General features: G+C 66.1%; 12 protein-coding genes. All 12 read right to left on the bottom strand.

Features of this window, described 5'->3' with window-relative positions; translation table 11 throughout:
- Window positions 1-23: 23 nt before the first annotated feature.
- Window positions 24-620, bottom strand: a complete 597-nt coding sequence (locus tag O1Q03_RS22570; protein WP_269506237.1) for a phosphoribosyltransferase — start codon at window positions 618-620, stop codon at window positions 24-26.
- Between the two features lie 9 nt (window positions 621-629).
- Window positions 630-1,976 (bottom strand): adenylosuccinate synthase, encoded by a 1,347-nt coding sequence (locus tag O1Q03_RS22575; protein ID WP_124828568.1) that lies wholly within the window; start codon window positions 1,974-1,976, stop codon window positions 630-632.
- 113 nt (window positions 1,977-2,089) lie between these two features.
- Complete coding sequence (locus O1Q03_RS22580; RefSeq protein ID WP_269506242.1) at window positions 2,090-3,238, bottom strand: ATP phosphoribosyltransferase regulatory subunit; 1,149 nt, start codon at window positions 3,236-3,238, stop codon at window positions 2,090-2,092.
- A 99-nt stretch (window positions 3,239-3,337) separates the two neighbouring features.
- Complete coding sequence (locus O1Q03_RS22585) at window positions 3,338-3,529, bottom strand: DUF2065 domain-containing protein (protein WP_009687995.1); 192 nt, start codon at window positions 3,527-3,529, stop codon at window positions 3,338-3,340.
- Between the two features lie 35 nt (window positions 3,530-3,564).
- Complete coding sequence (hflC, locus tag O1Q03_RS22590) at window positions 3,565-4,464, bottom strand: protease modulator HflC (RefSeq protein ID WP_269506244.1); 900 nt, start codon at window positions 4,462-4,464, stop codon at window positions 3,565-3,567.
- 15 nt (window positions 4,465-4,479) lie between these two features.
- Window positions 4,480-5,826 (bottom strand): FtsH protease activity modulator HflK, encoded by a 1,347-nt coding sequence (hflK, locus tag O1Q03_RS22595; RefSeq protein WP_269506246.1) that lies wholly within the window; start codon window positions 5,824-5,826, stop codon window positions 4,480-4,482.
- Window positions 5,827-5,873: 47 nt separating this feature from the next.
- Window positions 5,874-7,049 (bottom strand): GTPase HflX, encoded by a 1,176-nt coding sequence (hflX, locus tag O1Q03_RS22600; protein ID WP_269506324.1) that lies wholly within the window; start codon window positions 7,047-7,049, stop codon window positions 5,874-5,876.
- Between the two features lie 72 nt (window positions 7,050-7,121).
- Window positions 7,122-7,361: an RNA chaperone Hfq gene (hfq, locus tag O1Q03_RS22605; protein ID WP_006399927.1), complete on the bottom strand. Its 240-nt coding sequence runs from the start codon at window positions 7,359-7,361 to the stop codon at window positions 7,122-7,124.
- 141 nt (window positions 7,362-7,502) lie between these two features.
- Window positions 7,503-8,840, bottom strand: coding sequence for a ribosome biogenesis GTPase Der (gene der, locus O1Q03_RS22610; protein WP_269506248.1), 1,338 nt, complete (start codon window positions 8,838-8,840; stop codon window positions 7,503-7,505).
- A 248-nt stretch (window positions 8,841-9,088) separates the two neighbouring features.
- Window positions 9,089-10,234, bottom strand: coding sequence for an outer membrane protein assembly factor BamB (gene bamB / locus O1Q03_RS22615; protein WP_269506249.1), 1,146 nt, complete (start codon window positions 10,232-10,234; stop codon window positions 9,089-9,091).
- 40 nt (window positions 10,235-10,274) lie between these two features.
- Window positions 10,275-10,904 carry a tetratricopeptide repeat protein gene (locus O1Q03_RS22620; RefSeq protein WP_269506250.1) on the bottom strand — a complete coding sequence of 210 codons (630 nt, stop codon included), beginning with the start codon at window positions 10,902-10,904 and terminating at the stop codon, window positions 10,275-10,277.
- Window positions 10,905-10,958: 54 nt separating this feature from the next.
- A complete protein-coding gene (gene hisS / locus O1Q03_RS22625; protein ID WP_269506253.1) occupies window positions 10,959-12,299 on the bottom strand; it encodes a histidine--tRNA ligase in 1,341 nt (446 codons plus the stop codon).
- Between the last annotated feature and the right edge of the window lie 3 nt (window positions 12,300-12,302).

Raw genomic sequence — 12,302 nt, forward strand, 5'->3', positions numbered from 1 at the left:
CTTTCGTTCGATCGGCCGGGCGCTTACGCGCCCGAACCGTCGCGCTGCGCGCGACCGCGCTTGATCCACGCCTCGAGGTTGTGCGGACGAACCGTGTCCCACTCCTCGAACGGCTGATGAATCCACGGATTCGTCGGCAGATACTGCGTGTGATAGTCGGGCTTGACCTTCGAGCAGCCCTTGTACCAGAGCACGGCCGAACGGACGGCGGTGACCGACGGATAGCGCTCCTTCAGATGCTCCTGCACCCGCGCGAGCGTGACGCCCGAGTCGACCAGATCGTCGACCAGCAGCACGTTGCCCGCGAGGTTGCCGCGCGTCATCGTGATGTACTGCGCGATATCCAGCTCGCCCTGCTCGGTGCCGGCCGCTTCACGGTACGAACTCGTCGCGAGGATCGCCAGCGGCACGTCATAGATCCGCGACAGTTGGTCGCCAACCCGCAGACCACCGCGCGCGAGGCACAGGATCTGGTCGAACTTCCAGCCCGAAGCATGCACCTGGAGCGCGAGCAGTTCGATCAGACGATGGTATTCGTCCCAGCCCACCCACAGGTTCTTGTCGTCGTTGCGCGGATCAGTCATCAAGTCTGCCGCCGTGATCGTGATTTGCTGCGTCATTCTGAAAAATTAAACCTTGAACGGATGGCGGAGCAGGATCGTTTCGTCGCGGTCCGGGCCGGTCGACACCATGTCCACCGGCACGCCGGCCACTTCCTGGACGCGGGTCAGGTATGCCTGCGCATTCGCCGGCAGTGCGTCCCACGTCTTGATGCCGACGGTGCTTTCCTTCCAGCCTGCGAACGTTTCGTACACCGGCTCGCAACGCGCGACGTCCGCTGCGCCGCGCGGCAGGATGTCGGCGTCCTTGCCGTCGATCTTGTAGCCGACGCACAGCTTCACTTCGTCGAGACCGTCGAGCACGTCGAGCTTCGTCATGCACAGGCCCGACACGCCGTTGATCTGGATCGAGCGGCGCAGCGCGGCTGCGTCGAGCCAGCCCGTGCGGCGCGGCCGGCCGGTGACCGAGCCGAATTCCTTGCCGACGTTCGCCAGCGTGACGCCGACCTGGTCCTGACGCTGCGGATTGTCCGCATCGTACAGCTCGCTCGGGAACGGGCCCGAGCCGACGCGCGTGCAGTACGCCTTCGTGATGCCGAGGATGTAGTTCAGCTTCTGCGGACCGACGCCGGCGCCGGCCGACGCCGCACCCGCGACGCAGTTGCTCGACGTGACGAACGGATAGGTGCCGTGGTCGATGTCGAGCAGCGTGCCTTGCGCGCCTTCGAACAGCAGGTTCTGACCGGCGTTGTTCGCGTCGTACAGGCGGCGCGACACGTCGGCCACCATCGGCTTCAGGCGATCGGCATAGCCGAGCATCGTGTCGAGCGTAGCCTGGAAATCGACGGCCGCGGCGCCCAGGTACTGGGTCAGCACGAAGTTGTGGAAATCGAGGTTTTCGCGCAGGCGATCGGCGAAGGTCTTCGCGTCGAACAGGTCCTGCACGCGCAGCGCGCGGCGGCCGACCTTGTCTTCGTACGCGGGGCCGATGCCGCGGCCGGTCGTACCGATCTTGCCGGCGCCCTTGCGCGCTTCGCGCGCCTGGTCGATCGCGATGTGGTACGGCAGGATCAGCGTCGTCGCTTCGGAAATGAACAGGCGGTCGCGCACGTTCACGCCGGCCTCTTCCAGCTCGCCGATTTCCTTGAACAGTGCCTCGGGGGACAGGACGACGCCGTTGCCGATGTAGCAGGCGACGCCTTCACGCATGATGCCCGACGGAATGAGGCGCAAGATCGTTTTCTTGCCGCCGATGATGAGGGTGTGGCCGGCGTTGTGGCCGCCCTGGAAACGCACGACGCCCTGAGCGTGGTCCGTCAGCCAGTCGACGATCTTGCCCTTGCCTTCATCACCCCATTGCGTTCCCACGACGACGACATTGCGCCCGGGAGTCACGTTCACTGCGCTGGCAGACATGTTGATTCGTTAGCTGGTTAAAAACGTATTCTACCTATGTTCGCGGGCGATTCCGAATTTTTCCGTTTCGCTTCAACGATATGCACGCCGAACGACGGCCCGCGAACGCCTCTTTATCGGGGCTCGACCACCCACGCGCCGTTGCGCTCGACGAGCGAACGGTCGCACGCGAATTCGTCGAGCACATGGTCGTGCCCCGGCAATGCCTGGATCACGACCTCGCCCGCGTCGCGCAGCGCCGCGACGGCCGCGCGCAGCGCATCGTCCTGCGCCCACGGCGCGAGAATCGCGGTGCCGCGTGCCTCGATCGGCGAAATGCGCGCGAGTTCGCGCAAATCGAGCGAGAAGCCCGTCGCCGGGCGGGCGCGGCCGTATGCCTGGCCCACGTGGTCGTAACGACCGCCGCGCGCAATCGCATTCGGCACGCCGTCGATGTACGCCGTAAACATCGCGCCGCTGTGGTACGCATAGCCGCGCAGGTCGGCCAGATCGATCGCCACTTCGACACCCTTAGCCTGTGCGGCGAGCTGGGCGAGATCGTCGAGCGCGCGCGTGATCTCGGGCAGCACCGGCAGCCGTGCGCGCGCCTCGTCGAGCACGCTCGCGTCGCCGTACAGGTGCGGCAGCGCACGCAGCGCCGCGCGCGTGTCGGCGCCGAGATCGTCGGTGAGTTCGTTCAGCAGCGGCACGTCCTTGCCGGACAGCGCGTCGTACAGCGCCTCGCCGCGCTCGGCGGCCTGCGCGTCGCGCGCGAGCAGTGCCGCGAACACGCCGGCGTGGCACAGATCCAGACGGATCCGCGACAGGCCCGCGAGATGCAGCGCGTCGACCATCAGCTGCTGGATCTCGAGGTCGGCCTCCAGCCCGGCATGCCCGTAGATTTCGGCACCGATCTGGATCTGTTCGCGCGTCGCGTGCAGGCCGCGCGGACGCGTATGCATCACATGGCCCGCATAACAGAGACGCGTCACGCCCTCGCGATTCAGCAAGTGCGCGTCGATACGCGCGACCTGCGGCGTGATGTCCGCGCGCAGGCCGAGCGTGCGGCCCGACAGCTGGTCGACCAGCTTGAAGGTGCGCAGGCGCAGGTCGGCGCCGCCGCTCGTCAGCAGCGACTCGAGATATTCGAGCAGCGGCGGCATCACCATTTCGTAGCCGTACGAACGGAAGCGGTCGAGCAGCCTGCGGCGCAGCTCCTCGATCTTGCGCGCTTCCGACGGCAGTACGTCGGCGATATTCTCGGGAAGTAACCAGGTCGACATCGGTACGGTCCTACGACGGGAAACAGGGCGCGACACGCGCGCCGCAAAATGAATCGGAAATCGCAATCGGGCGGAACGAACGGCGGATGCGCCGTCCGGTCAGGTGGCGAGCAGCAGCAGGACGAGCCCGAGCGCCATCACGATGAGCCCGCCGATCCGGATATGATGCGGCGGCCGCTCCGCTATTCTACGAAACGTGTCGCGCCAGGCGACGGGAAACACGAAGGGGAACGCCCCCTCGATGATCAGCATCAGTGCTACCGCGAGCAACAACGAACCAGCCAGATCCATGCGAGCGACGGCGCCGCTCGTCGCGGCGCCCCAAGTCAGTGTTTGCGGGGAGCGGGTGCCGCCGGTGCGGCACTGCCCGTCGGGCTGCGCATGAAACGGAAGAACTCGCTGTCGGGATCGACGACGATGATGTCGTTGCGCTTGAAGGTATTCCGGTAAGCCTGCAGGCTCGCGTAGAACTGGTAGAACTGCGGGTCGCGGCCGAACGCATCGGCGGCGATCGTCGCGGCCTTCGCATCGCCCTCGCCCTTGATCGTCTGCGCGGACTTGTACGCATTCGCGAGCACGGCCTGCTGCTCGCGTTCCGCATCGGCCTTGATCTGTTCGACGTCGGCTGCGCCTTCGGCACGCACCTGGGCGGCCTGGTCGCGCAGCGCGGCAATCATCCGCTGATAGACGGCGTCCGTTTGCGCGGCCGGCAGGTCGACACGCGTGAGCTGCACGTCGACCACGTCGACGCCGAAGCCGGACGCCTTCTCCCGCACCGCATCGCGCGCCGCATCGGCGATGTCGCGCTGGCCGCCGAGCGCGTCGTCGAGCGCGCGCTTGCCGAACGCGTCGCCGAGCGCACTCTTCAGCGCACCGGCCAGACGTTCGCCGGCGGCCGCCGGATCGCCGCCCGTTGCCGTGAAATACTTCAGCGGATCGCTGATCCGATACTTGACCGCATACGCGACGAGCAGGTCGTGCTTGTCCTGCGTCGCGAGCTGCAGCGGATCCGACGATTCGAGCGACTGCAGGCGCGTGTCGACCAGCGTCGCCGTCTGCAGCGGCGGCGGCAGCTTGAAGTGGATGCCGGGGCCCGCGAGTTCGGGCTGCGCGCCGTCACGGCCCGACAGCACGGCCGCATGGCGCGGATCGACGGTCAGCACCGTCGACGACGCCGCGAAGGCAACGATCACGATTGCGACGACGAGCGCAATGATTCGGTTCATGTTCTGCGCTCCCCGTTACTTCGTATCGTCTTCGCGCGAGCGGCTGCGGAACGCTTCGCGCGACCGCAGCACGTCGCTGCTCGCTGCCGGCGCGGCGGCGGCCGAAGCCGCGCTGGCCGGCGCACTCGCCGTGCCGTCGGCCGGTGCCGACGCCGAGGCCGCATCGGGCGCGGATGCGCCGGCGGACGCCGCGGCATTTTGTCGCCCCTGTTCGACGATCTTGTCGAGCGGCAGATACACGACGCTGTTGCCGCCCTTGTTGCCGACGAATACCTTCGTCGTTTTCGAATAGATCTCCTGCATCGTCTCGAGGTACATCCGCTCGCGAATCACCGCGGGCGCCTTCGAATACTGTGCATAGACCTGCTTGAAGCGGTCGGCGTCGCCCTCGGCCTCCGTCACCACGCGATCGGCATAAGCCTTCGCTTCGTCGACGAGTTTCGCGGCATCGCCCTGCGCCTTCGGCAGCAGGTCGCTCGCGTAAGCCTGAGCGGCACGCTTCGCGGCTTCGCGCTCATCGCGCGCCTTCGCGACTTCCGCGTACGCGCCCTGCGTCTGCTCCGGCGCCGCGACGCTTTGCATCGTGACGGCCGTGACTTCGAGCCCCGTCTGGTAGCGGTCGAGATCGCGCTGGATTGCGGCCGAAAGCTGCTCGCGCAGCGCGTCGCGGTCCTGGTTCAACATGTCGGCCGCACTGCGCGTGCCGACGATCGCGCGCACCGCGGCCTGCGCGGCCTGCGACACGCTGCGCTCGGGATCGACGTTGCGGAACAGGTAATCGGTTGCGGAACGAATCCGGTACTGGACGATGAAGCGCACGTCGACGATGTCGGCATCGCGCGTGAGCATGGCCGCTTCCTTCACGTTCGCGAGACGCACGACGTTGTTGCGGCCGATCTCGATCGAACGGACCTGCGACGTATCGACGATCTCGTGCGACGCGAACGGATACGGCGCGCGCCAGTGCACGCCCTGACCCACCGTGCCCGACAGCTTGCCGAGTTGCAGCACGACACCCGTCTGGCCTTCCTGTACGACGAACAGCCCGCTGCCCGCATAGACCGCAACCAGCACGCCGATCACGATGCCGACGCCGACGCGCGCGGCCCGGCCGTTGTCGGGCCGGAAACCGTTGCCGCCCTTGCCGCCGAACAGGCCGCTCAGACGCCGGTTGAAGTTGCGCCACATCTCGTCGAGATCGGGCGGACCGTCACCGTCGCCGCCGGGCGGACGCTTCGATTCGTTCGTACGCGGACGGGATCCGTCGTTGCCCTTGCCTTCGCTACGTCCCCACCGGGGATCGTTGATCGACAGCAAGGCGCGCATCCGCCGCAAGGTACTCCGCTCGTTGTATTCGTTCACCAGAGTTTGTTCACCAGATTGGACGCCGGCTAACCGGCCGGGGCCGGTTAGCGCCCGTGTTCGGAAATCGTGCGGTCTTCGTGTGGTTCAGCGGGTGCGCCGTCGAGCGCGTCGTCGGATAACGTCGCGCCGGAAAGCTGCTCCCCGGAGGCGATTTCGGCGATGGCGGCACGCAACGTATCAAGACCCTGGCCGGTGCGCGCGCTCAAAAAGACGCGCGAAATATTACCATATTCGTCCCGCTCGACCGCGTCGCCGCGGGCCGCCAGCTCGGGCACGGCGTCGATCTTGTTGAACACCAGCACCTGCCGGATCGTGTCCGCGCCAATCTCGTGCAGCACGCCGTTGACCTGCTCGATCTGTTCGAGCCGCACCGCGCTCGATGCATCGACCACGTGCAGCAGCAGATCCGCATGGATCGTTTCCTCGAGGGTCGCGCGGAATGCGGCAACCAGCTGGTGAGGCAACTCGCGGATGAACCCGACCGTGTCGGACACGACGATCTGGCCGACTTCGTCGCCCAGGTACACGCGCCGCGACGTCGTATCGAGCGTCGCGAACAGCTGGTCGGCCGCGTAGGCCTGTGCTTTCGTCAGCGCATTGAACAGCGTCGACTTGCCCGCGTTGGTATAGCCGACGAGCGACACCGATATCGTGCCGCTGCGTGCGCGCTGGCGACGCTGCGTGCTGTGCTGCCGGCGCAGCCGATCGAGCCGCGACTTCAGCATCTTGATGCGTTCGCCGATCAGCCGGCGGTCGGTTTCGAGCTGCGTTTCACCGGGGCCGCGCAAGCCGATACCGCCCTTTTGCCGTTCCAGGTGGGTCCACGCGCGGATCAGCCGGGTCGACAGGTACTGCAGCTGCGCGAGCTCGACCTGCAGCTTGCCTTCGTGGCTGCGGGCGCGCTGCGCGAAGATATCGAGGATGAGGCTCGTGCGATCGACCACACGCCGGTTAAGCGCCTGCTCCAGATTGCGTTGCTGGGCCGGCGCAAGTGCGTGGTTGAAGATGACGATTTCGACGTTGTGCGCGTCGCACGCAAGCCGCAGTTCTTCGGCTTTGCCGCTGCCGATGAACATCTTGGCATCGGGACTGGCGCGACGACCCGTGAGGGTGACGGCGGGACGGGCCCCCGCACTGGAGGCGAGAAGACTGAGTTCTTCGAGACTGGCTTCGAAATCGGTCTTGCCGAAATCGATGCCGACGAGTGCTGCGTTGATCAAATTTTCGGGTGTCAAGATAAGGCGGCTGGCATCGGTCGCTCGCGGCGACCGGGTGCCGGCCGCTGCGATAGGTTAGGACGAGGCTTCCGCGTCCGGGTGGAAATTCACCGGGCGCGCCGGCACGACCGTCGAGATGGCGTGCTTGTAGACCATCTGGGTCACCGTATTACGGAGCAACACGACGTACTGGTCGAACGATTCAATGTTCCCTTGGAGCTTGATGCCGTTGACGAGATAGATCGAAACGGGAACGTGCTCTTTGCGCAGTGCGTTCAAAAACGGGTCTTGTAACAATTGCCCTTTGTTGCTCATGGCGTACTCCATCTTTTTTTGCAGGTTGATCTGGATTGGCGACGAAGAAAAAGAGATCCGGCGCCAATCGCTACACTATAGCTGATTTTGCCTGCCCCGCCCGGGGCTAGGCCATACGGCCGAGGCCTTGCGGGGCGTGCTTCAGCCCTTGTCCGCGTACGGGTTGTTCGACGAACGGAACTCTATGCGCAATGGAGTCCCGGTCAGTGAGAAAGTTTCGCGGAATCGGTTTTCCAGGTAACGCTTGTACGTTTCCGTCACGGCATCGAGCGCGTTGCCGTGGATGACGATCAGCGGCGGATTCTGGCCGCCCTGGTGCGCGTAGCGCAGCTTCGGACGCACCGGGCCGCGACGGCGCGGCTGCTGGAATTCGACGGCCTCGATCAGCGCGCGCGTGAGCTTCGGCGTCGGCAGCTTCGCCATCGCCGCCGCGTAGGCGTCGTCGACCGAGCGCATCAGCGCGCCGATGCCCGTCTTCTTCGCGGCCGAAATGTAGTGCGACTTCGCGAAGTCGAGGAATTTCAGCTTGCGGGTCAAATCCGCTTTCGCGCGATCGCGCGCGTGATCGTCGAGACCGTCCCACTTGTTGACGCCGATCACGAGCGCACGACCCTGCTCGACGACGAAGCCGGCGATGTGCGCGTCCTGGTCGGAAATGTCCTGCTGCGCATCCAGCAGAAGAATGACGACGTTCGCGTCGGAGATCGACTGCAGCGTCTTCACGACCGAGAACTTCTCGATCGCCTCGAACACCTTGCCGCGGCGCCGCAGGCCCGCGGTGTCGATCAGCGTGTACTTCTTGCCGTTACGTTCGAAGTCGACGTAGATCGAATCGCGCGTCGTGCCCGGCATGTCGAACGCGATCACGCGATCCTCGCCGATCAGCGCGTTCACGAGCGTCGACTTGCCGACGTTCGGGCGGCCGACGATCGCGATCTTGATGCCGCGCGACGGATCGTCCTCGTCCGCTTCCTCCGGCTGGCCCGCGTACGCGACTTCCAGCGCCTCGTTGATCATGTCGGTCACGCCGTCGCCGTGCGCGGCCGAGATCGCGCGCGGGTCGCCGAGCCCGAGCTCGTAGAAGTCCGTCGCGACCGCCGTGTACTTCATCCCCTCGGCCTTGTTGACGACGAGGAAGATCGGCCGGCCGGTCTCGCGCAGGTAGTCGGCGATCGACTTGTCCTGCGGCGCGAGGCCGTTGCGGCCGTCGACGATGAACACGACGACGTCGGCTTCCTCGACCGCCTGGCGCGTCTGGCGCGCCATTTCGTGCAGGATGCCGTCCTTCGCGACGGGTTCGAAGCCGCCGGTGTCGACGACCAGGTACGGCCGCGCGCCGACGCGCCCTTCGCCGTAATGGCGATCGCGCGTGAGGCCCGGCAAGTCGGCGACCAGCGCATCGCGCGAGCGCGTGAGCCGATTGAACAGCGTGGATTTCCCCACATTGGGGCGCCCAACGAGGGCAATGACCGGTTTCATCTGTGTTTTCTACGGTGATGCGCAGCAGCGGGAGGCCCGCTGCTGCGGGCGGCTGCGCTGAATGAAAATATCACGAATTCGCGCCGCGTCGGATGCGCGCGCCGGGCGCGCGTTGCACGCCGTCGTCTTTCGTTTCGAACTGCCTTTCAAATACCGAGCGGCCGGGGACACCGGCCGCCTTCATGTCGCACGGCCCGCGGTGCGCGGGACAAGCCCGCCGCGCCGCGGCCGCGCATGTTTCGCGCGCGTCAGCGCGGACGGAACCCGTACAGGCCGCCGTCCTTCGTCTGCACGACGAGCGTGTTGCCCGCGAGGACCGGCGCCGCCGTAATCGCGCTGCCGTCAGTCTTCATCCGCGCGATGAAGCTGCCGTCCTCGCGCGACAGGAAGTGCACGAAGCCCTGGTAGTCGCCCATCACGACTGCATGACCGAGCAGGTACGGCACGCCGACGTCGCGGCTCTTCAGTTTGTCGTTGCGCCAGAGCGGGTTGCCGGAGCCGGCATCGTACGCCGTCACGATCGACCAGTCGTCGCCGCCGGCGACCACCGAATCGTCCTGCGCCAGACCGCTGCGGCTCGAGAACGGCTTTTCCCACAGCGGGCGGCCCGAGTTCGCATCGAAGCAGCCGAGCTGACCCTGGAACGTGACCGCGCAGGCTTCGGCGCCCACGAGCGTCGGCGGACCGCTGACGTCGTTGATCCGCTCGACTTCGGTCACGCCCTTCGGGAACGACACGGGCGTTTGCCAGTACGGGTCGCCCGTCTGCAGGTTGATCGCGACGAGACCGCCGCCGGGGAAGCCCGCCAGCACGGCCGCGTCGCCCGCGAACGTCATGCCGGCCGACACGCGCAGGTTCAGCGGCACCGCACGGTTGCGGTAGTTCCACTTCTGCTCGCCCGTCTGCGCATCGAACGCGATCACCTGGCCGTCGATCGTGCGAACGATCACGAGGCCGTTGCCCACGAGCGGCGGCGAGAAGATCTCGCCCTGCACGGCGGTCTTCCACAGCTGCTTGCCGTCGGGACCGAGCACGAACACGCCGCCCTTCAGCGCGCCGACCGCAGTCAGGTTGCCGTCGCTGCCGACACCGGCCGACAGGTCGGAATCGACCTTGGTGCGCCACAGCGTCTGGCCCGTCTTCGCGTCGATCTTCTCGACCGAACCGTTTTCGCCCGCCGCGTAGACGGCGTCGCCCACGGCCACCGGCGAGAACAGGTAGCGGCCGCCCTTGCCGACGCTCGCCTTCCAGACCTGTTGCACGTCCATGACGGGCTTGAACTCGGTGAGTGGCGTCGGCACGCGGCGCGCGTCCTTCGACGACGAGCAGGCCGCCAATGCCAGGACAGCCGCCGCGCAGGCTACGGGCACAGCGTAACGTTTCAGCAAATTCATCGGTTAGCGAAGCAGAGTTAAGAGGTTGAGGGGGCCGGGATCAGCCGCCGAGCGCGTCGAGCTTGAACTGCACGAGCTGGCGCGCGGACTGATCGTCCTTCGACAGGCCGTCGAGCGCGAGCTTGTAAGCGCTGCGCGCATCGTCGGTCTTGCCTTGCGCGGCAAGCAGGTCGCCGCGGCGATCCGCCACAAGGCCCTTGAACGCATCGACCGGGGTGCCGGAGAGCAGCGCGAGGCCTGCGTCGTACGCCTTCTCGTCGAGCAGCAGCGACGCAAGACGCAGCTTCGCGATCTGCTTGTACTCGTCGTCCTTCGCGTGATCGGCGGCCCATTGCAGCTGCGCCTTCGCGCCTGCGGCGTCGCCGGCCGCATAGAGCGTCTTCGCGGCAGAGAGCGCCGTCATCTGCGCGTACGGCGTGCTGCCGTACTTGTCTTCCATGTCGGCAGCCGCGCGGGCCATCGTCGCCTTGTCGTTCGCGGCGGCAGCCTTCTGGACCTGCTCGTACAGCCCGGACGCCTCGGCGGCCTGACGGCGCTGCCAGTAGTTCCAGCCGTTGAAACCGGCCGCGACGACCAGCGCCGCGAGCACGATCCACGTGGTGAGGTTGCCCCAGCGGGCCCACCACGCTTTCACACTTTCAATCGATTCTTGTTCGTCGTGATAACTCATCGGCGAGCGATTCCTTCCTGTTCAGGCTTTTCTTGTCAGCGAATGCCAGCGCGATCAGTCGTCGCCGTCTTCGGCGGATGCAACCATCGCATTGATTAGGAATTCGGTCAAGCTTTCGACCGGTACGGTCTGCTGAACGCTCTTTTCCCCTTCCTGGCCCGCACCGCGCAGCGCTTTCACGCCCACCGTGCCGTTCGCGATCTCTTCTTCGCCGAAGATCACCGCGAACGCGGCGCCGCTCGCATCGGCCCGCTTCATCTGCGACTTGAAGCTGGCCGGCGCGCCGTCGGCGCTGCAGTGGAAAATCACGTCGAGGCCCGTGTCGCGCAGACGCTCGGCCGCGATGAACGCCTGTTCGCGTGCGGCCTCGCCCTGGTGCACGACGTATACGTCGACGCCTTCCTGCTCGGGCGCGAGATCCTCTTCCTTCAGCAGCTCGAGAATGCGCTCGATGCCCATCGCCCAGCCGCATGCGGCCGTCGGCTTGCCGCCCAGCTGCTCGATCAGCGGATCGTAGCGGCCGCCGGCCGCGACCGTGCCCTGCGCGCCGAGCTTGTCGGTCACCCACTCGAACACGGTCAGATTGTAGTAATCGAGACCGCGCACGAGACGCGGGTTGATCTTGAACGGGATGTTGTTCGCGAGCAGCAGGCGCTGCAGCCCTTCGAAGTGCGCGCGCGACTCGTCGCCGAGGAAGTCGATCAGCTTCGGCGCGTTCTGCGCGATTTCCTGCAGCGCGGGGTTCTTCGTGTCGAGCACGCGCAGCGGGTTCGTATACAGACGGCGCTTCGCGTCCTCGTCGAGCACGTCCGCGAACTGCTCGAGGTACTTGATCAGCTCGACACGGTGCGCGGCGCGCTCTTCGGCGAGGCCGAGCGAGTTGATCTCGAGCTTGATGCCGGTCAGCCCGAGGTCGTCCCACAGGCGCTGGCACATCATGATGATTTCCGCGTCCGCGTCCGGGCCCGCGAAGCCGAGTGCCTCGACGCCGACCTGGTGGAACTGGCGGTAGCGGCCGCGCTGCGGACGCTCGTGACGGAACATCGGTCCGATGTACCACAGGCGCTTCGGGCCGTCGTACAGCATGTTGTGCTCGATCGACGCACGCACGACGGCCGCGGTGTTTTCCGGGCGCATCGTCAGGTTCTCGCCGTTCAGCGCGTCGGTGAAGCTGTACATCTCCTTCTCGACGATGTCGGTGACTTCGCCGATGCCGCGCGTGAAGAGCTGCGTATGTTCGACGATCGGCGTGCGGATGTTCTGATAGCCGTATGCGCGCAGCAGCGATTTCACGGTAGCTTCGAAGAATTCCCACAGACCGGCATCCTGCGGAAGGATGTCGTTCATGCCCTTGACGCCGGTGAGCTTCTCGATCTTGCGTTTCTGTTCAGTCATCGT

The sequence above is a fragment of the Burkholderia sp. IMCC1007 genome (genome assembly GCF_027257875.1).
Classification (GTDB): Bacteria; Pseudomonadota; Gammaproteobacteria; order Burkholderiales; family Burkholderiaceae; genus Burkholderia.